The following is a 20,920-nucleotide window of genomic DNA, read 5'->3' on the forward strand; positions in this document are numbered from 1 at the left end:
GGGGCGGGGGGCGTCGGGGTCAGTCGACCTGGGGGAAGCCGAGGTCGATCACCGAGGTGGACGGATCCGGCCAGCGGGTGGTGACGACCTTGCCGCGGGTGTAGAAGCGGATGCTCTCCGGGCCGTACATGTGGGTGTCGCCGAAGAGCGAGTTCTTCCAGCCGCCGAAGGAGAAGGTCCCCACCGGAACCGGGATCGGCACGTTGACGCCCACCATGCCGGCCTCGACGTCGAACTCGAACTGCCGTGCGGCGCCGCCGTCGCGGGTGAAGATCGCCACGCCGTTGCCGAACTCGTTGTCATTGACGAGCCTGACGGCGTCGGCGTAGGTTTCGACGCGGACCACGGAGAGGACCGGGCCGAAGATCTCATCGTCGTAGACCTTCATGCCGGGCTTGACGTGGTCAACCAGGCTGACGCCGATGAAGAAGCCGTTGGAATCGAACTTCTGCTCCCGGCCGTCCACCACCACGGTGGCCCCTTCGCTGGCCGCGCCGGCGACATAGGAGGCGACCTTGTCGCGGTGGGCGGCGGTGATGAGCGGGCCCATCTGGGATGAGGGGTCCGTGCCGGCGCCGATCTTCAGGGTGCCCATCCGGGTGGTGATCGCGCTGACAAGCTCATCGGCGATGTTCCCGACCGCGACCAGGACGCTGACGGCCATGCAGCGCTCGCCGGCGGATCCGTACGCGGCGGAGACAGCCGCATCGGCGGCCATGTTCAGGTCCGCGTCCGGCAGCACCACCATGTGGTTCTTGGCGCCGCCCAGGGCCTGGACGCGCTTGCCGTGGTCGGCGGCGCGCTTGTAGATGGACTGGGCAATCGGCGTCGAGCCGACGAAGCTGATGGCCTTGACGTCCGGGTGTTCCAGGAGCACGTCGACGGCTTCCTTGTCACCATGGACGACGTTGAGGACACCGGCGGGCAGGCCGGCCTCGGCGAAGACCTGGGCGATAAAGACGGCCGAGGACGGGTCCTTTTCGCTGGGCTTAAGCAGCACGGTGTTGCCGCAGGCCAGGGCGCTGCCGATCATCCACAGCGGCACCATGGCCGGGAAGTTGAACGGCGTGATGCACGCAACCACCCCGACCGGCTGGCGCACCGAGTGGACGTCGACGCCGCCGGCCACCTGCTCGGAGCGCTCACCCTTGAGCGCGTGGGACAGCCCGGTGGCGAATTCGATGTTCTCCAGGCCGCGGGTGATCTCGCCTTCGGCGTCGGAGAGGACCTTGCCGTGTTCGCTGGTCAGCAGGGCGGCCAGCTCGGGCCGGCGCTGCAGCAGCAGTTCGCGGACCTTGAAGAAAATGTTGGTGCGCTTGCCGAGGCTGGTGGCGCGCCAGCCGGGCAGGGCCGCGCGGGCGGCACGGATGGCCTCCTCGACGCGGTCGGCGGAGGCGAGGGCAACTTCCTTTTCCTGCTCGCCGGTGACCGGGTTGAAGACGGGGCCGTAGCGCTCGGCGTCGGAAATCAGGGCGCCGTTGATGAAGTGCGGGATGCGTTCCATGGGGTGGTTCTCTTTCGTGGGGAGCTGTTAAGGGCAGCGGCGCGCGGGGTTTGCCCGCGCCAGGCCGTTGCGTGGCGGTGTTTGCCCGGCCGCGTTGACCGGGAGGAGCTTACTTGCCGGTATCCAGGGTGCCGTCGACCAGCTTGACGATCGCGGAGCAGTCCGTGCCGGCGTTGCCGGAGTCGATGAGGCGCTGGAAGAGCTGCTGGACGTGCTCGCCGATTTCCAGCGGGGTGCCGGTGTCGCGTGCCGCGCTGATGGCGAGTCCGATGTCCTTGTTGGCCAGCTCGGTGGTGAAGGTCGGGGCGAAGTTATTGTTGGAGGCCGCGGTGGGGACCACGCCGGCGACCGGGTACCAGGTGCGCAGCGCCCAGCTGTCGCCGGAGGAGACGGACGCGATGTCCCAGAAGACCTGCTTGTCCAGTCCGAGCCGGTCCGCGAGGACGGCCCCTTCCGCGGTGGAGGCCAGGTTGATGAAGAGCATGAGGTTGTTGCAGATCTTCGCGGCCTGGCCGGTGGTGGCGCCGCCGGTGGGGATGATGTTGGCGGCCATCGGCTTGATGTACTCGGTGGCCTCGGCCACGGCGTCGGCTTCGCCGCCGATCATAAAGGTCAGGGTGGCGGCCTTCGCGCCACTCATGCCGCCCGAGACCGGGGCGTCGACAAAGCGGAAGCCGGCGGCAGCCGCGGCGTCGTGCAGGGCCTGGGCGGAGGCGATGTCGATCGTGGAGGAGTCCACCAGCAGGGTCCGGGTGTCCGCGTGGGCCAGGACGCCGTCCTCGCCGAGGTAGACAGCGCGGGCGTGCTCGCCCTTGGGGAGCATGGTGAAGACGACGTCCGCGCCGTCGACGGCGTCGGCGATGCTTGCCGCAGGCTTCACTCCGCCTGCCTCCGCGGCGGCGACGGCCTCGGCGTTGAGGTCGAACCCGCGGACATCGTGGCCGGCCTTGGCGAGGTTCACAGACATGGACCCGCCCATGTTCCCCAGTCCGATCCAAGCGATAACTGCCATGGCATAAGCTCCTTTGCTTTGCTTCTTGCTGTGCGTAGTGCTGTGGGTGCTGCTCTGCGGCTGCTTGTTGTGCTGCCTGTGGTCCGGACGTTTCGCCGGACTCTCCGTGTCAAGCATCACACCCTGTTACAGTGCAATCAAGGAAAAAAACTACAGATGGTATGTGCATGGATGCACACGCCTGATTTCAGAGGAGTCATTGTGGACTTGCGGCGGCTTCCGAGCCCGGACGACCTGCTCATCCTGCTGACCGTGGCCCGGCTGGGCAGGTTCAATGCGGTGGCGGAAGCCCTCGGCACCACCCACACCACCATCTCCCGCCGGATCCTGGCGCTGGACAAACAGCTGGGCGGGCGCACCCTGGAGCGGAGCCCGCACGGCTGGGAGCTGACGGACCTTGGCAACGAGGCCGTGGCAGCCGCCGAGGCGATCGAGGGCACCCTCGGGGCACTCACGAACCGGATCGCCCGGTCCGAAGATGTGCTGTCGGGGCTGGTTCGGATCAGCACCCCCGACGGCTTCGGCGCCGAGTTCGTCGCACCGGCGCTCGTCCGGCTGCAGCAGGGCCACCCGCTGCTGAACGTTGAAATGCTCAGCGCCACCCGCAAGGTCAGCCAAAACCGGTCCGGGGTCGATCTCGAGGTGGTGGTGGGCAATCTGGACGTCAGCAACGCGCAGACCATCTTCCTGTCCAACTACTTCCTCCGGCTGTACGCCAGTCCGCAGTATGCCCGGGAGCATGGCCTGCCGGCGACGCTCGACGACGTCCGGCAGCACGGTTTCGTCTCCTACGTGGAGTCCGCACTGCAGGTCGCCGAGCTTGGCCACCGCTCCACCCAGCTTCCCGTCCCGCGCTCCAGCTTCCAGGCCACCAGCATCTTTGCCCAGCTCGAGGCTGTCCGGCGTGGCGCAGGGATCGGCCTCCTGCCCAATTTCCTGGCCGTCGGCGACCCCAACTTCGTGCGCGTGCTGCCGGACGACTTCCAGCGGCAGCTCCCGATCTGGGCTGTGGCACGCGCCGAATCGCTGCGTTCGGCTCCGGTGCAGGCGGTGCTCGGGGCGATCCGGACGGAGATCTCCGAACGCCAGGACGTTCTGGCGGGCTAAGCCGTCCTGGCGGGCTAAGCCGTCCTCGCGGGCTGGGACCCCTTCAACAGCGGCAGCCCGGGTCCCCGCACTGCGGGTACCCGGGCTGCCGCTCATCCACTAATGGTTGCCAGCAGGTGGATATCGGCTGTTACTTCTTGACTGCTACCTCTTGCCTGCGGCAAGGAGGTCGGCGGTGCCCTGGGCGTCGGCGGCGTCGACGTCGTGCAGGGAGATGCCGCGGGTTTCCTTGAGGAAGAACACGGCCACCATGGTCACCAGGCAGGCGCCGAGCAGGTAGATCGCCACCGGGGTGGAGGACTTGTACTGGCTCAGCAGGGCGACGGCGATGATCGGGGCCAGCGAGCCGGCGACGATCGAGGTGACCTGGTAGCCCAGCGAGACGCCGGAGTAGCGCATCCGGGTCGGGAACATTTCGGCCATGATGGCCGGCTGGCCGGCGTACATGAGGGCGTGGAAGAGCAGGCCGATGGTGACGGCGGCGAGGATGATGAAATCGTTGCCGGTGTCCATCATGGGGAAGGCAAAGAAGCCCCAAGTGGCGCCCAGGACGGCACCGGCCATGTAAACCGGCTTGCGGCCGAAGTGGTCGGACATGCGGCCGACCATCGGCACCACGCAGAAGTGGATGAAGTGCGCCACGAGCAGCAGGAGCAGGATCCGTGAGGTGTCGGTGTGGACCACCGTCTTGAGGTAGGTGATGGAGAACGTGACCACAAGGTAGTAGAGGATGTTCTCCGCGAAGCGCAGGCCCATGGCGGTGAAAACACCGCGGGGGTAGCGGCGGAACACTTCCTTGACGCCGTAGCCCTTGTGGCCGGCGTCGACCTCTTTGCGGGCCTCCAGGAAGATGGGGGCGTCGCTGACCTTGGTGCGGATGTAGTAGCCCACGAGCACGATCACGGCGGAGAGCCAGAACGCCACACGCCAGCCCCAGGACAGGAAGTCCGCGGAGGAAAGCAGTGCGGAGAGGCCGAAGAGCACCGCGGTGGCCAGGAGGTTGCCCAGCGGTACGGCCGACTGCGGCCAGCTGGCCCAGAAGCCGCGGGACTTGCTGGGGCTGTGCTCGGCGACGAGCAGGACGGCGCCGCCCCATTCACCGCCGACCGCGAAGCCCTGGGCGAAGCGCAGGAAGACCAGCAGCGCCGGAGCCCAGTAGCCGATCTGCGCGAAGGTGGGGAGGCAGCCCATCAGGAAAGTGGAAACGCCGACCAGGATGATGCTCAGCTGCAGCAGCTGCTTGCGGCCGAACTTGTCGCCGAAGTGGCCGAAGACGATGCCGCCGATCGGGCGGGCAATGAAGCCCACAGCGTAGGTGAGGAAGGCGGCGAGGATGCCGTCCAGCTCGCTTCCCGAATTGGGGAAGAAGGCCTTGCCGAAAACAAGGGTGGCAGCGGAGGCGTAGAGGAAGAACTCATACCATTCGACAACGGTGCCGGCCATGGAGGCCGCAACTACCTTCTTCAGGCCGGACGATTTGACGTCCGTCTCTTCTGCGCGCCTCGCGGCCGCGTTTTCCGTACTCATTGTGACTCCTTCGGTGTCTCCGTCGACACCCTATGGACCATTCGGGAGGAGGGCGCTTGTGATGTAAGACACGCGGCGCCATTACCCACGAGTATGGTCTCTTCCGGAGCGGGCCTCAACGGCCATTAGTGCAGAGCGCATCTGCAAAAATGCACACGGGACGCCGTTTTGGGGCTGTAGGACTAACCGAAGAAGTGCTGCCGGAGCTGGTCATTGAGCTGGCCAATCTCGGTCAGGAAGCCGTCGTGCCCGATCGGCGCCTGGATGGTGTGCACCGCAACCTCGCCCGGCAGGGCCGCGGCGAGCGCGCGGGACTGGGCCGGGAAGTACAGCCGGTCCGAGTCGACGGCCGCCACCAGGAACGCCGCCGTGGCAGGAGCCAGGGCCTCCGCGAGGGCGCCGCGGCCCCGGCAGATGTCGTGGCTCATGAGCGCCTCGGTGATGGCGATGTAGCTGTTCGCATCGAAGCGGCGGACCAGTTTGTTGCCCTGGTGGTCGAGGTAGCTTTCCACCTGGTAGCGCCCGCGCCCGGCGAGGGATCCGGCTTCCAGTGGGGCCTCGGAGTCCTGGGCGTTCCGGCCGAAGCGTCCGTCCAGCTCCGCGGCCGAGCGGTAGGTGATGTGCGCTATCCGCCGGGCCAGGGCGAGGCCGGCTTCCGGTTCGGGTCCGCCGTAGTAGTCCCCGCCGTTGAAGTTCGGGTCCAGCCGGATGGCCAGCGTCTGGGCCTGGGCGAAGGCAATCTGTTCGGCGGTGCTGCTGGCTCCGACCGATATCACGGCGCAGCGCTGGACCCGTTCCGGATAGCTGACGGCCCATTCCAGGGCACGCGCCCCGCCCAGGGAACCGCCGAGCACGGCGTACCAGCTGCGGATGCCCAGGGCGTCCGCCAGCCTGGCTTCGGCCTCGGTCGTGTCCCGGAGCGTGACGAGCGGGAACCGTGAGCCCCAGGGCTTTCCGTCCGGCGCCGTCGACGAGGGTCCCGTGGAGCCGTAGCAGCCGCCAAGAATATTGATCGAGACGACGAAGTACTTGTCCGTGTCCACCGGCGCGCCGGGACCGGCGAGCTGCTCCCACCAGCCCGGCTCCTCGCTGCCGCCCCGCGTCACATGGGTGTCTCCGGTCAGCGCGTGCTCGATCAGCACGGCGTTGGAGCGGTCCGCGTTGAGCGTCCCCCACGACTCGTAGCCGAGGGTGACGTCAGGCAGCCGGGCGCCGGACTCGAGCTCCAGGTCGCCGATCCGGAGGTACCGGACGGTACCATCCGGAACAGTGCCGCCCGGGGCAGCAGCTTCCGGGCCGCCCGGGGAGGGGGCATCGGCGTGGGAGGTTTTGCTTACAGGTGCACCCTGTCGGGTGACGGCAATCGTCATCTGAGGACCTAACTTCGCGCTTGCCCGCCGTCAGCTGACCGGCAGGCCAGGTCTTCACCCGGGGCACCCCGCCGCAAAAGGAGGGTTGCCGGCCAGCAAGCCGGGGCTGTCGCTGGCACTCATGACCTTCACTGAGTGTACGAAATGCGGCGGCCCGGTGGCGAAGATTGTGACGCCCGTATGACACCCCGGATCAAACCGGCGCCCCGGCCTCGCGCTCAGACGGTCTTGGCCGCGCGGAATCCGGCGTCAAGGTCGGCGAGGATGTCGTCGATGTGCTCCAGGCCCACCGAGAGGCGCACCAGGCCGGGATTCACGCCGGCAACGGCCTGCTGTTCCGGGGAGAGCTGGCTGTGCGTGGTCGACGCCGGGTGGATGACGAGGGAGCGCACGTCGCCGATGTTCGCCACGTGCGAGTGCAGCTCGAGGGCGTCGACGAAACGCTTTCCGGCCTCGGCTCCGCCAGCGAGATTGAAGGACACGACGGCGCCGGTCCCCTTCGGGCCGTACTTGCGGCCGCGCCCGTACCAGGGGCTGGAGGGCAGCCCCGCGTAGGCGACGGATTCGACGTCGTCCCTCGCCTCAAGCCATTCGGCCACCCTGATGGCGTTGGCGACGTGCCGCTCCATGCGCAGGCTCAGGGTCTCGATGCCCTGGGCGATGAGGAAGGCGTTGAACGGAGACACTGCCGAGCCGAGGTCGCGCAGCAACTGGACGCGCGCCTTGAGGATGTAGGAGAGGTTGGCGCCAAGGGCGCCGTCCTTGCCGAGGTCCCGTGCGTAGACCAGGCCGTTGTAGGTGGGGTCCGGAGTGTTGAAGCCGGGGAAACGCTCCGGGTCCTTGCCGAAGTCGAAGTTGCCGGAGTCCACGATCACGCCCGCGATCGCGGCGCCGTGGCCGCCAAGGTACTTGGTGGCGGAGTGCACCACGATGTCCGCACCCCACTCGATCGGCCGGATCAGGTACGGGGTGGAGAGCGTGTTGTCCACGATCAGCGGGACACCGGCCTCGTGCGCCACCTGCGAGATGCCCTCGATGTCCAGCACGTCCTGGCGGGGGTTGGAGACTACTTCGCCGAAGAACAGCTTGGTGTTCGGTTGCACGGCGTCACGCCACTGGGCCAGGTTGTCGGGGTCCTCCACGAAGGTGACGGTGATGCCGAACTTCTTTAGGGTGTGCGCGAGCAGATTGTAGGTGCCGCCGTAGAGGCTGGGGCTGGCCACCACATGGTCGCCGGCCTCTGCGACGTTGAGGATCGCGAAGGTCTCCGCGGCCTGGCCCGAGCTCAGCAGCAGGGCCGCGAGTCCGCCCTCCAGGCTTGCCACCCGCTGTTCGACGGCATCCTGGGTGGGGTTGCCGATCCGGGTGTAGATGGGAGCCAGTTCGGCAAGGGCGAAGCGGTTGGCGGCGCTTTCAGCGCTGGGGAAGACGAACGACGTCGTCTGGTAAATCGGCAGCGAGCGGGCGCCGGTGGCGCTGTCCGGCTCCTGGCCGGCATGGATCTGGCGGGTTTCGAAAGACCAGGCACTGGACATCGGGAGGCTCCTTTTAGGGACTGGGCACAGACAACCCCGGACTCGTTGGTCCGGGACAGTACTGGCGCCGCGCTTGCCGTCCGGCGGGCGCCGGCAGGCCAGGTCTTCACCCGGGGCACCCCACCGCGATACGAGGGTTGCCGGCCAGCGAGCCGGGGCTGTGTGCTGGCACTCATGACCTGCCCCCAGTCTAGGAAGCATGTCCGGGCTGTGGATAGCTTTATGACGAAGATGAAGTTGCGGGGGCGGGGGCAGGACCGGGCACCTTAAACCGCCTATTGACAAAGGAAACATTCACGTGTCGGCGCCCCCGAATTGGACATCCCATCACGGTTAGGAGTACCTAAGCTGAGAGCCGCATCACAAAGTGTCAAGATGAGGGCATGCGCATGGATCACGTCTCTTACGCCTGTGAACAAGATGGCCTCGCTGCCACCACCGAACGAATTGCGTCTGCCCTCGGCGTGGAAGCCGTGAAGGGCGGAGTACACCCCCGATTCGGGACCCGCAACATGATCATCCCGCTTGCGGGACACAAATATGTCGAGGTCGTGGAGGTTCTAAACCACCCGGCGTCGGACAAGGCACCCTTCGGCCAGGCCGTCCGTGCCCGCTCCGAAGCGGGCGGCGGCTGGATGGGCTGGTGCGTCGAAGTGGACGACCTGGCCCCCTTCGAGGATCGGCTTGGCCGCGCCGCCGTCAGCGGCAACCGCAAGTTCCCCGACGGCCGCGAACTGGTCTGGAAGCAGATCGGCATCCTCGGACTCATCGCCGATCCCCAGGTCCCGTACATGCTCAAGTGGGAAGGCGATCCGGAACTCCACCCGTCGAAGGCCTACGAGAGCAACGTCAAGATGTCCGCCCTCACGATTGCCGGCTCGGCAGAGCGCGTCACCGAATGGCTGGGTGTTCCGGTGGAGAAGCCGCTGGAAGATGTGGCAGTGAACTGGCTCGCTCCCCGCGGCACCCCCGGCATCCTCTCCGTCACCTTCGAGACGGCCTCCGGAGCCGTCACCATCTAACGCCTTACCGCCCTACACTTCGGCCGCCATCAGCGGGTGCCAATGACGTCACCCACCGATGGCGGCCGAAACCTTTTAACGCATGACCTTGCAACGCGGGGTCACTTAGCGCCCGTCCGGAGGCTCCGAATGGGCGCTAAGTGACCCCGCGTTGCTGGGTGGTTGGTGGTTGGTGCTTTGGGCAGGCTCAGCCCAGGCCGATGGCCTTGCCGAAGAGGCTGAAGCCAACGAACGCCACGGTGTCGAGCACGGCATGGGCGATCACCAACGGCATCAGGCGCCGGGTCCTGGTGTAGACCAGCGCGAAGATCACGCCCATGATGGCGTTGCCGATGAACGGGCCGAAGCCCTGGTAGAGGTGGTAGCTGCCGCGCAGCATCGAACTGGCGAAGATCGCCAGCGGCAGGCTCCAGCCGAGCTTGGGGAGCCGGTCCAGCAGGTAGCCCACCACGATCACTTCCTCCACGACGCCGTGCCGGACCGCGGAGAGGACCAGCACGGGCACCGTCCACCAGTAGGCGTCCAGCGCGCTGGGGATGATCGACGTCGTAATACCAAGGGCTCGCCCGGCGGCGTAGAGGCCCAGCGACGGGATGCCAATCAGCGCCGCCAGACCGAAGCCCTGCAGCAGGTCCCTGCCGGGGCGCGCAAAATTGAGCCCCAGTTTCTGGAATGCCGTGGCGCCATGGCTGCCGCGGCCGGCCGGGCCAGGCGTCAGGTGGTCGGTCAGGAAGTAGAGGGCCAGGACCACCGGCACCAGGGCGAAGAAGATATCCAGCAGCTGGTAGGTGAGGTCAAAGTATTCGCGGGTGCTTTGCGAACGGTTCAGCGTCGAGGTGGCCTCGGCCAGCGGCGCCCGGGTCAGCTTGTCGAGCAACTGAACGACCGAATACACGGCGGACTGCCCCAGGGACAGGCCCAGGACGATCCAGACTTCTAGCCGCAGGCGACGGCGGGAGGGAACCAGCATGTTCCTATCTTGCCCGGTCTCGGCTTGCCCCGCCTTACCGGCGTTGCCGCCTATGCTTGGGGTTTATGAGTGCGCCCGGAAAAATCATCATGATCCGGCACGGCCAGTCCGCCGCCAACGCCGACACCTCGATCTACAACCGGGTGCCCGATTACCGGATCCCGCTCACCGAACGCGGCGTGGAACAGGCCCGGGCGGCCGGCGAGGAGGTCCGGCGGCTGCTGGACGGGCGCCAGGTCTGCGTGTACGTCTCCCCCTATCTGCGCGCCTACCAGACCCTTGAGGCGCTCAACCTCGGTCCGCAGATCGAGCGGGTGATCGAGGAGCCGCGGCTGCGGGAACAGGACTGGGCCAACTTCCAGATCGCCGGCGAGATCGAGGACCAGAAGGAACTCCGCAACGCGTACGGCCACTTCTTCTACCGCTTCCGGGAAGGCGAGTCCGGCTCCGATGTCTATGACAGGGTCTCGTCCTTCATGGAGACCCTGTACCGGCACTGGTCCAGGCCGGACTACGCCCCGAACGCGCTGTTCGTGACCCACGGGCTCACCATGCGGCTGTTCTGCATGCGCTGGTTCCACTGGTCGGTGGAGTACTTCGAGTCCCTCAACAACCCGGACAACGCCGAGGTCCGCACCCTGTACCGCACCGGGGAGGGCAAGTACGGGCTGGACAAGCCGTTCAGCCAGTGGGAGGCCCGGCGGATCGATGAGACCGTGCTGGACGCCCCGCCGATGTTCTTCTAGCGGGCTCGGACGCCCGCCCGCCAGACGGCGTGCGTCAGCGGAATGCCGGGCCGGTAGGCGAGGTGGGTGGCCGAGGGCGCGTTGAGCAGGTGCAGGTCCGCGCGGTGGCCGACGGCGATCGAGCCGACGGCGCGTTCGCCGTCGACGTCGTTGCCGGACTCCCGGCCGAGGGCCAGCGCGCCGCCATACGTCGCGGCACGCACGGCCTCGTGGACGCTGAGGCGCATCTGGAGCACGGCCGTGGTGACGCAGAACGCCATCGAGCTGGTGTAGGAGGTGCCGGGGTTGCAGTTGGATGCCAGCGCGAGCTGCACGCCGGCGTCGAGCAGTTCCCGGCCCGGTGCCAGCGGCTGGCGGGTGGACAGATCGCAGGCCGGCAGGCAGGTCGCCACCGTGCCGCGGGCAGTTCCTGTGACACTGTCACCGCCGTCCCAGCCGGCCCAGCTGGCCGCGAGGGCCTCGACGTCGGCGGCGGACAGGTAGTTCACGTGGTCCACGCTGGCCGCGCCGAATTCCACCGCCAGCCGGACCCCGGGTCCTTCGCCGAGCTGGTTGCCGTGCACGCGCAGCCCCAGTCCGGCGTCCCGGCAGGCCTGGAGCACGCGCCGGGACTGGGCCTCGTCGAAGGCGCCCCGCTCGCAGAAGACGTCGGCCCAGCGCACGAACGGCCGGACGGCGGAGAGCATCGGGCCGCAGACCAGCTCCGTGTATTCCTCGGCGTCCATCCCGTCGGGCACCAGGTGGGCGCCCAGGTAGGTGACCTCGTCGACCACGGTGGAGGCGATCCGGGCGCTGCGGGCCTCGTTTTCGACGTCCAGTCCGTAGCCGGTCTTGGTCTCAAGGTAGGTGGTGCCCTGCGAGACGGCCTCGGCCATCCGGCCCATGGCGAGCCGGGTGAGGTCGAAATCGCTGGTGCTCCGGGTGGCTCCGGTGGTCACCGCGATCCCGCCGGCGCTGTAGCTCTCCCCCGCCATCCGGGCCTCGAACTCGGCGGTCCGGTCCCCGGCGAAGATGAGGTGGGTGTGGGAATCGACCCAGCCGGGCAGCAGGGCCCTGCCGCCGGCGTCGACGGACTCGTCGGCGGCCGGCGCGTCGGCCGCCGGCCCCAGCCAGGCGATCCGTTCGCCCTCGACCAGCACGGCCGCGTTCTTCAGGACGCGGTGTTCCCGGTCCTGGGTCATCAGCTCGGCGATGTTGGTTATCAGGGTGCTCATGGGTCCATTCTTCAGCGCCGGATGGACCAGCGTGTCGCCGCCAGCGCCTCCGCTGTCCGGGATACCGGACCGGCCGCCGCAGCGGCCGCGCTTCCCTGGCCGGCGAGGATGAGTCCGGCGGCCAGTTCGGCGATGCCGGAGGAAGTCTGGAAGCCGTAGCCGCCCTGTCCGGCGAGCCAGAAGAATCCGGGGGCCTCGGCGTCGAACCCCACCACCGGGGCGCCGTCGGCCGCTTCCGTGCGCAGCCCGGTCCAGGCCTGGCGGACGCCGCGGATGCCAAGCGTGGTGAGGGCGTTGAGCCGGGCGATGAGTGCCTCGATGTCCCCCGGGTGCGGCTGCGCGTCCTCGGGCCCGCTCGGCTCGTGTTCCGAGGGCGAGATCAGGACCTGCTCGCCGTCGCGCCGGAAATAGAATGAGTCGTCGGCGGCGGCCACCATGGGGCTGCTTTCCGGGAGGGGACGCCCGACGTCGACGATCGCCGCGGTGCGCCGGTAGGGCTGCAGCTGGACCTTCTCGACGCCGCTGAGCACGGCAAGTTCGTCGGCCCAGGCGCCGGCGGCGTTGACCACGACGGCGGCCTGGAAGCCTTCCTGGCCGGCGCCCAGTTCCCAGCCGGAGCCGAGGCGCTGGGCCGAGTGGACGCGGGCGCCGGTGATGATGTCCACACCGCCGGCTTCCGCGAGCCGGCGGTGGTCCTCGAGCAGCAGGGGCGCGTTGCAGGCGAAGGAGCCGGTATCCAGGCCGGCGGCGGAGAAGGAGTCCGGGAGCAGTACCGGGCAGAGTTCCAGTGCCTCGGCGTGGGTGATCGGCCGCATGTGGCCGCTGGCCTGCTCCCGCACGGCGGCGTCGTCGCCGATCAGCATGAAGCTGCGCGGTGAGAGCACCGGTTCCGGCCGGTCGGCGTCCTGGGCGGCGATAAGTTCGAGGGTCCGGAGCGTGAGCTCCTGGACCGCGAGGGGCCCGTAGCTGGGGATCAGCTGCCGGGCCGAGCGCGCCGAGGTGTGGTAGGCCAGCGTCTGCTCGGCTTCCACCAGCGCGACGCTGCATTTCCCGGCAAGGGCTGAGGCAAGGGACAGGCCGGCGATACCGCCGCCGACAATCACGACATCGTAATTAGCTGACATGGTCCCATCCTTGCAGACGGAAACGGTTGCGGCGCCGTTTGTGGCGCCGCAACCTTGGATCTGCCCTGCCGGTGGACCTCCGTTCAGCCGGCGACGGCGGCGCGGCTGCGCACGAAGGCCTGCACGCACGCCTCGACGTCTTCGGCGCTGTGCGCGGCGGAGAGCTGCACGCGGATCCGGGCGGCGCCCTTGGGCACCACGGGGTAGCTGAACGCGGTGACGAAGACTCCGTTGTGCAGCATTGCATCCGCCACCCGGGCGGCCATCACAGCGTCGCCGAACATAACCGGAACGATCGCGTGCTCGCCCGGGAGCAACTCGAAGCCCTCCTCGGACATCCGGTTCCGGAACAGCCCGGCGTTGGCGAAGAGCTTGCTGCGCAGTTCCCCGGAGTTCTCCACGAGGTCCAGGGCCGTGAGCGTCGCCGCGACGATGGCCGGGGCCAGCGAGTTGGAGAACAGGTACGGCCGGGCCTTCTGGCGGAGCATGGCGACGACTTCGCGGCGGCCGGAGACGTAGCCGCCGGAGGCACCGCCCAGGGCCTTGCCGAAGGTGCCGGTGTAGATGTCCACCCGGTCCGAGACGCCGGCGTGCTCCGGGGTGCCTGCACCGCTGGCGCCCATAAAGCCGACGGCGTGGGAGTCGTCCACCATGACCATGGCGTCGTATTTTTCCGCGAGGTCGCAGATCGCTTCCAGCGGGGCGAGGAAACCGTCCATCGAGAAGACGCCGTCGGTGACGATGATCTTGCGGCGGGCCGGGTTCTCCTGTGTGGTGGCCTCGATCAGCTTTGATTCGAGGTCTGCCATGTCCTGGTTGGCGTAGCGAAAGCGCTGGGCCTTGCAGAGCCGGATGCCGTCGATGATCGAGGCGTGGTTCAGCGCGTCGGAGATGACCGCGTCTTCCGGGCCGAAGAGCGATTCGAACACGCCGCCGTTGGCGTCGAAGCAGCTGGAGAACAGGATGGTGTCCTCGGTGCCGAGGAACTTCGAGACGCGTTCCTCGAGGGCCAGGTGCAGGTCCTGGGTGCCGCAGATGAACCGGACGCTGGCCATGCCGAAGCCGCGCTCGTCCATTGCGGACTTGGCGGCGGCGATGATCTCCGGGTGGTCCGCGAGGCCCAGGTAGTTGTTGGCGCAGAAGTTCAGCACGTCGGCGCTGGACTCGCCGATCTGCCCGGCCTTGATGTGGTTGGCCTGGGGCGAGTCGATGTGCCGCTCGGTCTTGAACAGGCCGGCACTGCGGATCTCGTCCAGTTCGTGCTGCAACTGGTCCTTGATGGCTGAATACATGGGTTGTGCTCCTCAGCTGGTGGGGTCGGTGGGCCGAATCGGTGGCGGGTTAGAAGCAGGTCCAGTCGAGGACGACTTTGCCGCCCACCCCGGCGCGGGCGATCTCGAAGCCCTTTTCCCAGTCGGTGGCGGGGAGGGTGTCCGTCACGACGGCGGAGATGTTGGCGCGCAGGACCGGGTTGGAGGACAGCATGGCGCTCATGGCGTACCAGGTCTCGAACATTTCGCGGCCGTAGATGCCCTTCATGGTCAGCATATGCGTGACCACTTTGCCCCAGTCGATGTCGATGGACTGGCTGGGCAGTCCCAGCATCGCGATCCGGCCGCCGTGGTTCATGTTCTCGATCATCTCAGGCAGGGCCGTGGGGTGTCCCGACATTTCCATGCCGATGTCGAACCCCTCGCGCATGCCCAGCTCGCGCTGGGCGTCCTTGACGCGCATCCTGGAGACATCGATCGCGAGGTCGACGCCGAGGGTGCGGGCCAGTTCCAGCCGCGGGGCGGAGACGTCCGTGATGGCGATCTTGCGGGCGCCGGCGTGGCGGGCGACGGCGATGGCCATCAGCCCGATGGGCCCGGCCCCGGTGATCAGCACATCCTCACCGACGAGGGGGAAGCTGAGCGCGGTGTGGACGGCGTTGCCGAAGGGGTCGAAGATGGCGCCGAGTTCCGGCGTGACCGAGGGGTCCTGGTGCACCCAGACGTTGGTTTCGGGGATCACGACGAACTCGGCGAAGGCGCCGTCGCGCTGGACGCCGACGCTGACGGTGTTGATGCACATCTGCTTGCGGCCGGCGCGGCAGTTGCGGCAGATGCCGCAGACGATGTGGCCTTCGCCGGAGACGCGGTCGCCGACCTTGACGTCCAGGACGTCCTCGCCGGTCTCGACGACTTCGCCGTAGAACTCGTGGCCGGCGATCAGGGGGGCGTTGATGATGCTCTGCGCCCAGGCGTCCCACGACTGGATGTGCAGGTCGGTGCCGCAGATGCCGGTGGTCATGACCCGGATCTTTACGTCGCTGGGGCCGGTCTCCGGTTCGGGGCGGTCGACCAGTTCGAATCCTGCGTGGGCGCCGGCTTTGTAGAGAGCCTTCATGGGCGTTCCTAACTGTGTTCTTCTTGAGGCACGTTTTTGATCCGCTGCCTTAGGACAGCTTGTGTGGGACAACTCACCCCCATTAGAGCCGCTGCAAAGCATTAGCACAACCGGAGTTTTCTCAATCGACGATTTAGATTTTCCTTGTGCATATACTGGGCGGCATGGAAATCCACCAGCTGGAAATGCTCCGCGAACTCGGGGCGCTCGGGAGCGTCAAGGCCGTCGCCGAAACCCTGCTCGTCACGCCCTCGGCGGTCTCGCAGCAGCTGGCGGCCCTGCAGAAATCCGTGGAGGTGCCGCTGACCCGCAAGGAGGGCCGGAACCTGGTCCTGACCGAGGCCGGGCAGGTGCTCGCGGACGCCGGGGCCGCCGTCGTCAGCGCCATGGCGGACGCCCGGACGGCGATCGGCGCTTACCACGGCTCCCCGGTGGCGCCGGTGACCCTCAGCGGTTTCCACAGTGCGGGGCAGGCGCTGTTCGCCCCGCTCGCCCGGCTGCTGGCCGGGCCGGGGCAGCCGCGGATCCTGCTCTCTGACGAGGACGTGGCCCAGCAGGAATTCCCGGCGCTGACGGCACGGTATGACCTGGTGCTGGCGCACCGGATGGACCACAGCCCGCGCTGGCCGCAGGAGCGCGTCGCGGTGATTCCGCTCGCGCACGAGCCGCTGGATGTCGCACTGCCGGCCGGACACCGGCTGGCCGGCCAGCGGTCGGTGTCGGCGGACGACGTCGTCGGCGAACCCTGGGTAACCAGCCACGCCGGCTACTCCCCCGCGGATGTCCTCTCCGCCGTCGCGGCCGTCTCCAGCAAGGAACTGAACATCGTCCACCGGATCAACGATTACTCCACGGTGGCGGCGCTGGTGGCGACTGGCAGCGTGATCGGACTGCTGCCCCGGTACACGGCACGGCCGGTGTTGAACCCGGGCATTGTGCTGCGGCCGCTGGAGGGCATCAGCACCCGGCGCCGGATCGACGTCCTGGCCCGGCCGGAGAACCTTAAGCGCAAATCGGTCATGATGGTCTGCGATGCGCTGCAGACCATCATGACCGGGCTGGTCACCTGACCGGCCCCGGGGCGTGTCATGCGATCGTGCAGACGACCACTACCCGGCACGTGGGAGGCACCCCCTACGGGGCCTGCCCCGCGGCCTGGTCTTTCCAGTGCCCGTGGCCGAGGTGCTTGCCCACTCCATTGCCCAATCCCGTGCCGACTCCGTTGCCCGGCCCCGGAACGCCCTGGGCTCCGGCGACAATGTGCATTGCCGTGATGCCGGACCCGTCCTTGACGCCTGTGATCCGTACCTGTTCGCCGGTTGCGAGGTCCGCTGCGGTGGCTGCGGTGGGCTTGAGCCGCTTGCCCGCACTGTCTCTCTGAACCGTGCCGTCTGCGGCAGGAGGGGGCAGTTTCATGACTTTTGTTCCGGCGTTGAGGACGTAGGTCTGGCTGAAGCCGTCCTCGCTCTTGACGGTGATCGACGCACTGCTGACGGACTCGATGGCGCCCTGCTGTGTCAGTCGGGTCTCGAATCCGCCGTCGTCCTTTTTGACCATGCCTTCGCCATGCAGTGGCACGGCACGGTTTTTCTTCTGGGCCTGCCCTTCGGCGGGCGAATGACCGGGTGGCTGGGCCGCCGAAGTCGTGGGGCTGGCTAACGGGGTCGCTGACGGTGCGGCGCCGGCCCAGACTGCAGCCGCCCCGGCCCCGCTAAGGGCGACGACGATTCCGCCCGCCAATACGATTCTTCGCCATCCGTTGCGCTGTGGAACCGCCATTGGTTCGCCCTTCCCCCTGCCCGGCCTGGCACCGGAACCTTGGGCACCAGCATAGGGCCGGAACGGCTGGCTGAACATGGCCCCGTTAACCCGACAAGCCCGCAGTTGTGGACGTTCTAAGAAGGCTCGAAACGTCCACAACTGCGGGCCAGTTGGGCAGGGCGGGTGTCAGCCTTCGACGCCGAGGCGCTCCAGGATCAGCTCCTTGACGCGGCCGGCGTCGGCCTGTCCCCGGGTGGCCTTCATAACGCTGCCCACGATCGCGCCGATCGCCTGGAGCTTGCCGCCGCGGATCTTGTCTGCGACACCGGGCTGCGCGGCGAGGGCGGCGTCGATGGCTTCGAGCAGGGGGCCGTCGTCGGAGACCACGGCGAGGCCGCGCTTGGCCACGATTTCTGCCGGGGTGCCTTCGCCGGCGAGCACGCCGTCGAGGACCTCGGTGGCCATCTTGTTGTTGATCTTGCCGTCCTCGACCATTTTGTTCAGTTCCACGATGGTCGCCGGTGCGACGCCGAGCTGGCCGGGGTCGACGTCGGCGTTTTTGGCCCGGCCGACGATCTCGCCCATCCACCATTTGCGGGCCACCGTGGCGGTTGCGCCGGCGGCGATGGTTTCCTCGATCTCGTCCATCACACCGGCGTTGACGACGTCGCGGAACTCCAGGTCGGAGTAGCCCCAGTCGGCCTGCAGGCGCTTGCGGCGGGCGGCCGGCGGCTCGGGCAGTGTGGCCCGGAGCTCCTCAACCCACTCGCGCGAGGCCACGATCGGCACGAGGTCCGGTTCCGGGAAGTAGCGGTAGTCGTCGGCGTCGGATTTGGGCCGGCCCGAGGTCGTGGTGCGGGTGTCCTCGTGCCAGTGGCGGGTTTCCTGGACGATCGGCTCGCCGGAGTCCAGCACGGCGGCGTGCCGCTGGATCTCGTAGCGGACGGCGTGTTCGACGGCGCGCAACGAGTTGACGTTCTTGGTCTCGGAGCGGATGCCGAAGCGTTCCCGGCCGTGCGGGCGGAGCGAGACGTTGGCGTCGCAGCGCACGTTGCCGCGTTCCATCTTCGCGTCGGAGACGCCGAGGTTCTTGACGATTTCCCGGACCGCGGCGACGTAGGCCTTGGCGAGCTCGGGGGCACGGCTGCCCGCGCCCTCGATCGGCTTGGTGACAATCTCCACGAGCGGCACACCGGAGCGGTTGTAGTCCACGAGGGAGTAGTCCGCGCCCTGGATGCGGCCGGTGGCGCCGCCCATATGGGTCAGCTTGCCGGCGTCCTCCTCCATGTGCGCGCGCTCGATTTCGACACGGAAGATCGTGCCGTCGGAGAGCTCGATGTCCAGGTAGCCGTCGTACGCGATGGGCTCGTCGTACTGGGAGGTCTGGAAGTTCTTCGGGGTGTCCGGGTAGAAGTAGTTCTTCCGGGCGAAGCGGCACGTCTCGGCGATCTTGCAGTTGAGCGCCAGGCCGATCTTGATCGAGGACTCGATCGCGGTCTTGTTCACCACGGGCAGCACGCCGGGCATGCCGAGGTCCACCTCGTTGACGTTGGTGTTGGGTTCGTCGCCAAAGATGTTCGGGGCGGAGGAGAACATCTTGGATTTGGTGTTGAGCTCGACGTGGACTTCGAAGCCCAGGACGGGATCGTACTTCTCCATCGCCTCTTCGAAGCTGAGGGTTGCGTCAGACATTAGTGGGAACCTCCGTGGCTCGAAGCGGCAGCGTCAGAAAGGGCAGAGCCCGTCAGTGAAGGGTCCGTCAGTGAAGGTGCCTTGTCGAGCAGCGGGCCGCCCCACTGCGCCTCGAGCAGGGACTCCAGCACCGCACCGACGCGGTACAGCCGGGCGTCCTGGCGGGCCGGGGCCAGCAGCTGGACGCCGACCGGCAGTCCGTCCTCATCGGCCAGGCCGCCGGGCAGTGAGAGCCCGGGAACGCCGGCCATGTTGGCGGGGATGGTGGCGACGTCGTTGAGGTACATCGCCAGCGGGTCGTTGAGCTTCTCGCCGAGCTTGAACGCCGTGGTCGGCGCCGTCGGGGAGATCAGCACGTCGGCCTTCGCGAACGCGGCGTCGAAGTCGCGCTGGATCAGGGTGCGCACCTTCTGGGCCGAGCCGTAGTAGGCGTCGTAGTAGCCGGCGCTCAGCGCGTACGTGCCCAGGATGATGCGGCGCTTGACCTCGTCGCCGAAGCCGGCGGCGCGGGTGGCACCCATGACGCGCTCGATCGTCATCGGGCCGTCCTTGGGCAGGACCCGCAGGCCGTACCGGACGCCGTCGAACTTGGCGAGGTTGGAGGAGGCCTCGGAGGGCATGATCAGGTAGTAGGCGCCCAGGGCGTACTTGAAGTTGGGGCAGGAGACCTCGACGATTTCGGCACCGGCACCCCTGAGCAGCTCGAGGGATTCGTTGAAGCGGTTCTCGACGCCGGCCTGGTAGCCCTCGCCGTGGAGCTCCTTGATGATGCCGATCTTCATGCCCGCCACGTTGCCGATCGAGGCGGCGGCGACGAGGTCCTCCAGCGGGTCCTGCAGCGAGGTGGAGTCGCGCGGATCGTGCCCGCCGATGACCTGGTGCAGCAGTGCGGAGTCCAGCACGGTGCGCGAGACCGGGCCGATCTGGTCCAGCGAGGAGGCCATGGCGATCGCGCCGTAGCGGGAGACCCCGCCGTAGGTGGGCTTGACGCCGACGGTGCCGGTGACGGCGCCGGGCTGGCGGATCGAGCCGCCAGTGTCGGTGCCGAGGGCCAGCGGGGCCTCGAAGGCCGCGACGGCGGCTGCGGAGCCGCCGCCGGAGCCGCCGGGGATCCGGTCCAGGTCCCAGGGGTTGTGGGTGGGGCCGTATGCGGAGTGCTCGGTGGAGGAGCCCATCGCGAATTCGTCCAGGTTGGTTTTGCCCAGGATCGGCATCTTCGCGGCGCGCAGGCGCTCGACCACGGTGGCGTCGTAGGGGCTGTGCCAGCCTTCGAGGATCTTCGAGCCGGCCGTGGTGGGCTGGCCGATCGTGACGATCAAATCCTTGACGGCGATCGGCACACCGGCGAGGGCGTGGAGTTCCCCGGCTGCGGCGCCGCCGGCGGCGCGGATGGCGTCCACTTCGGCGGCGACGGCGAGCGCCTCGTCCGTGTTGACGTGCAGGAAGGCGTGGACCTTGCCGTCGACGGCGGCGATGCGGTCCAGGTGCGCCTGGGTGACCTCGACGGCGGAGACCTCGCGGGCGGCCAGCTTGCCGGCGAGCGCTGCGGCGGAGGAACGGATCAGTTCGTTGTTCTCAGTCATGTGTTTAGCCCTCATCCAGGATTGCCGGGACCTTGAAGCGGCCTTCGTACGCGTCGGGGGCGCCGGAGAGTGCCTGCTCGGCGGTGAAAGTGTGTCCCACAACGTCCTCGCGGAACACGTTCGTCAGCGGGATCGGGTGGGACGTGGCCGGGACGTCATCACCGGCGGCTTCACTGACGGATTTCACTGAATCGACGATGACGGCGAGTTCGCCGGCCATCCTGTCCAGCTCTTCAGCACTCATCTCGATGTGCGCGAGATGCGCGAGATGCGCGACGTCGTCGCGGTTGATCGCAGCCATGGATCTCCCCTGCAAGTTCGGATTATTTTCCGTCCCAGTCTACGTGGGTTGGGCTGCTGTTACT

Annotated in this window: 18 protein-coding genes and 2 riboswitches; of the genes, 4 read left to right on the top strand and 14 right to left on the bottom strand. The window is 67.8% G+C overall.

The window, feature by feature from the left end; translation table 11 throughout:
- Positions 1-19: 19 nt before the first annotated feature.
- Positions 20-1,504: a CoA-acylating methylmalonate-semialdehyde dehydrogenase gene (locus BJQ90_RS16980; RefSeq protein ID WP_226761387.1), complete on the bottom strand. Its 1,485-nt coding sequence runs from the start codon at positions 1,502-1,504 to the stop codon at positions 20-22.
- A gap of 109 nt (positions 1,505-1,613) precedes the next feature.
- Positions 1,614-2,516 carry a 3-hydroxyisobutyrate dehydrogenase gene (gene mmsB / locus BJQ90_RS16985; RefSeq protein ID WP_226761388.1) on the bottom strand — a complete coding sequence of 301 codons (903 nt, stop codon included), beginning with the start codon at positions 2,514-2,516 and terminating at the stop codon, positions 1,614-1,616.
- A 207-nt stretch (positions 2,517-2,723) separates the two neighbouring features.
- Between mmsB and BJQ90_RS16990 the strand changes: the two genes are divergently transcribed.
- Complete coding sequence (locus BJQ90_RS16990) at positions 2,724-3,623, top strand: LysR family transcriptional regulator (RefSeq protein WP_226761430.1); 900 nt, start codon at positions 2,724-2,726, stop codon at positions 3,621-3,623.
- Positions 3,624-3,767: 144 nt separating this feature from the next.
- Here the strand turns inward: BJQ90_RS16990 and BJQ90_RS16995 are convergent, their stop codons facing one another.
- The 3 genes from BJQ90_RS16995 to BJQ90_RS17005 form a co-directional block, all read right to left on the bottom strand.
- Positions 3,768-5,150 carry an MFS transporter gene (locus BJQ90_RS16995; protein ID WP_226761389.1) on the bottom strand — a complete coding sequence of 461 codons (1,383 nt, stop codon included), beginning with the start codon at positions 5,148-5,150 and terminating at the stop codon, positions 3,768-3,770.
- A 182-nt stretch (positions 5,151-5,332) separates the two neighbouring features.
- Complete coding sequence (metX, locus tag BJQ90_RS17000) at positions 5,333-6,520, bottom strand: homoserine O-acetyltransferase MetX (RefSeq protein ID WP_226761390.1); 1,188 nt, start codon at positions 6,518-6,520, stop codon at positions 5,333-5,335.
- An 11-nt stretch (positions 6,521-6,531) separates the two neighbouring features.
- A riboswitch (SAM riboswitch) is annotated at positions 6,532-6,647 on the bottom strand.
- Between the two features lie 91 nt (positions 6,648-6,738).
- The gene (locus BJQ90_RS17005; RefSeq protein WP_226761391.1) at positions 6,739-8,055 is read right to left on the bottom strand and encodes a bifunctional o-acetylhomoserine/o-acetylserine sulfhydrylase; all 1,317 of its coding nucleotides are present in this window, start codon (positions 8,053-8,055) and stop codon (positions 6,739-6,741) included.
- Between the two features lie 64 nt (positions 8,056-8,119).
- Positions 8,120-8,235: riboswitch (SAM riboswitch) on the bottom strand.
- 203 nt (positions 8,236-8,438) lie between these two features.
- Between BJQ90_RS17005 and BJQ90_RS17010 the strand changes: the two genes are divergently transcribed.
- On the top strand, positions 8,439-9,077 hold the full coding sequence (locus BJQ90_RS17010) for a VOC family protein (protein WP_226761392.1): 639 nt from the start codon (positions 8,439-8,441) through the stop codon (positions 9,075-9,077).
- Positions 9,078-9,264: 187 nt separating this feature from the next.
- Here BJQ90_RS17010 and BJQ90_RS17015 read toward each other — a convergent pair whose 3' ends face one another.
- On the bottom strand, positions 9,265-10,047 hold the full coding sequence (locus tag BJQ90_RS17015) for a CPBP family intramembrane glutamic endopeptidase (protein WP_226761393.1): 783 nt from the start codon (positions 10,045-10,047) through the stop codon (positions 9,265-9,267).
- A gap of 65 nt (positions 10,048-10,112) precedes the next feature.
- Here BJQ90_RS17015 and BJQ90_RS17020 point away from each other — a divergent pair, with 65 nt between their 5' ends.
- Positions 10,113-10,793, top strand: a complete 681-nt coding sequence (locus BJQ90_RS17020; RefSeq protein WP_226761394.1) for a histidine phosphatase family protein — start codon at positions 10,113-10,115, stop codon at positions 10,791-10,793.
- On the opposite strand, the gene hutI is transcribed toward BJQ90_RS17020, so the two are convergent.
- The 4 genes from hutI to tdh all read right to left on the bottom strand — a co-directional run bounded on the left by hutI (position 10,790) and on the right by tdh (position 15,519).
- Positions 10,790-12,007, bottom strand: coding sequence for an imidazolonepropionase (gene hutI / locus BJQ90_RS17025; protein WP_226761395.1), 1,218 nt, complete (start codon positions 12,005-12,007; stop codon positions 10,790-10,792). The two genes, BJQ90_RS17020 and hutI, sit on opposite strands and share 4 nt — an antisense overlap.
- An 11-nt stretch (positions 12,008-12,018) precedes the next feature.
- Positions 12,019-13,131, bottom strand: coding sequence for an NAD(P)/FAD-dependent oxidoreductase (locus tag BJQ90_RS17030; RefSeq protein WP_226761396.1), 1,113 nt, complete (start codon positions 13,129-13,131; stop codon positions 12,019-12,021).
- Positions 13,132-13,214: 83 nt separating this feature from the next.
- A complete protein-coding gene (locus BJQ90_RS17035) occupies positions 13,215-14,423 on the bottom strand; it encodes a glycine C-acetyltransferase (RefSeq protein WP_226761397.1) in 1,209 nt (402 codons plus the stop codon).
- Between the two features lie 49 nt (positions 14,424-14,472).
- Entirely contained in the window at positions 14,473-15,519 is a 1,047-nt protein-coding gene (gene tdh / locus BJQ90_RS17040) for an L-threonine 3-dehydrogenase (RefSeq protein ID WP_226761398.1), read from the bottom strand.
- A gap of 164 nt (positions 15,520-15,683) precedes the next feature.
- Here tdh and BJQ90_RS17045 point away from each other — a divergent pair, with 164 nt between their 5' ends.
- Complete coding sequence (locus tag BJQ90_RS17045) at positions 15,684-16,589, top strand: LysR family transcriptional regulator (protein WP_226761399.1); 906 nt, start codon at positions 15,684-15,686, stop codon at positions 16,587-16,589.
- Positions 16,590-16,653: 64 nt separating this feature from the next.
- Here the strand turns inward: BJQ90_RS17045 and BJQ90_RS17050 are convergent, their stop codons facing one another.
- The 4 genes from BJQ90_RS17050 to gatC form a co-directional block, all read right to left on the bottom strand.
- Positions 16,654-17,097: a hypothetical protein gene (locus BJQ90_RS17050; protein ID WP_226761400.1), complete on the bottom strand. Its 444-nt coding sequence runs from the start codon at positions 17,095-17,097 to the stop codon at positions 16,654-16,656.
- A 369-nt stretch (positions 17,098-17,466) separates the two neighbouring features.
- Positions 17,467-18,972, bottom strand: coding sequence for an Asp-tRNA(Asn)/Glu-tRNA(Gln) amidotransferase subunit GatB (gene gatB, locus BJQ90_RS17055; protein ID WP_226761401.1), 1,506 nt, complete (start codon positions 18,970-18,972; stop codon positions 17,467-17,469).
- A complete protein-coding gene (gene gatA / locus BJQ90_RS17060; RefSeq protein ID WP_226761402.1) occupies positions 18,972-20,555 on the bottom strand; it encodes an Asp-tRNA(Asn)/Glu-tRNA(Gln) amidotransferase subunit GatA in 1,584 nt (527 codons plus the stop codon). The genes gatB and gatA overlap by 1 nt, the downstream gene beginning before the upstream one ends.
- A 4-nt stretch (positions 20,556-20,559) precedes the next feature.
- Positions 20,560-20,856 carry an Asp-tRNA(Asn)/Glu-tRNA(Gln) amidotransferase subunit GatC gene (gene gatC, locus BJQ90_RS17065; RefSeq protein WP_226761403.1) on the bottom strand — a complete coding sequence of 99 codons (297 nt, stop codon included), beginning with the start codon at positions 20,854-20,856 and terminating at the stop codon, positions 20,560-20,562.
- Between the last annotated feature and the right edge of the window lie 64 nt (positions 20,857-20,920).

The sequence above is a fragment of the Arthrobacter sp. SO3 genome, from assembly GCF_020532825.1.
In the GTDB taxonomy this organism is placed as follows: Bacteria; Actinomycetota; Actinomycetes; order Actinomycetales; family Micrococcaceae; genus Arthrobacter.

Excerpts from the sequence above, each read along its gene's own strand:
- BJQ90_RS16980 (WP_226761387.1), bottom strand. The coding sequence starts at position 1,504 with ATGGAACGCATCCCGCACTTCATCAACGGCGCCCTGATTTCCGACGCC.
- mmsB (WP_226761388.1), bottom strand. The coding sequence starts at position 2,516 with ATGGCAGTTATCGCTTGGATCGGACTGGGGAACATGGGCGGGTCCATG.
- BJQ90_RS16995 (WP_226761389.1), bottom strand. The coding sequence starts at position 5,150 with ATGAGTACGGAAAACGCGGCCGCGAGGCGCGCAGAAGAGACGGACGTC.
- metX (WP_226761390.1), bottom strand. The coding sequence starts at position 6,520 with ATGACGATTGCCGTCACCCGACAGGGTGCACCTGTAAGCAAAACCTCC.
- BJQ90_RS17005 (WP_226761391.1), bottom strand. The coding sequence starts at position 8,055 with ATGTCCAGTGCCTGGTCTTTCGAAACCCGCCAGATCCATGCCGGCCAG.
- BJQ90_RS17010 (WP_226761392.1), top strand. The coding sequence starts at position 8,439 with ATGCGCATGGATCACGTCTCTTACGCCTGTGAACAAGATGGCCTCGCT.
- BJQ90_RS17015 (WP_226761393.1), bottom strand. The coding sequence starts at position 10,047 with ATGCTGGTTCCCTCCCGCCGTCGCCTGCGGCTAGAAGTCTGGATCGTC.
- BJQ90_RS17020 (WP_226761394.1), top strand. The coding sequence starts at position 10,113 with ATGAGTGCGCCCGGAAAAATCATCATGATCCGGCACGGCCAGTCCGCC.
- hutI (WP_226761395.1), bottom strand. The coding sequence starts at position 12,007 with ATGAGCACCCTGATAACCAACATCGCCGAGCTGATGACCCAGGACCGG.
- BJQ90_RS17030 (WP_226761396.1), bottom strand. The coding sequence starts at position 13,131 with ATGTCAGCTAATTACGATGTCGTGATTGTCGGCGGCGGTATCGCCGGC.
- BJQ90_RS17035 (WP_226761397.1), bottom strand. The coding sequence starts at position 14,423 with ATGTATTCAGCCATCAAGGACCAGTTGCAGCACGAACTGGACGAGATC.
- tdh (WP_226761398.1), bottom strand. The coding sequence starts at position 15,519 with ATGAAGGCTCTCTACAAAGCCGGCGCCCACGCAGGATTCGAACTGGTC.
- BJQ90_RS17045 (WP_226761399.1), top strand. The coding sequence starts at position 15,684 with ATGGAAATCCACCAGCTGGAAATGCTCCGCGAACTCGGGGCGCTCGGG.
- gatB (WP_226761401.1), bottom strand. The coding sequence starts at position 18,972 with ATGTCTGACGCAACCCTCAGCTTCGAAGAGGCGATGGAGAAGTACGAT.
- gatA (WP_226761402.1), bottom strand. The coding sequence starts at position 20,555 with ATGACTGAGAACAACGAACTGATCCGTTCCTCCGCCGCAGCGCTCGCC.
- gatC (WP_226761403.1), bottom strand. The coding sequence starts at position 20,856 with ATGGCTGCGATCAACCGCGACGACGTCGCGCATCTCGCGCATCTCGCG.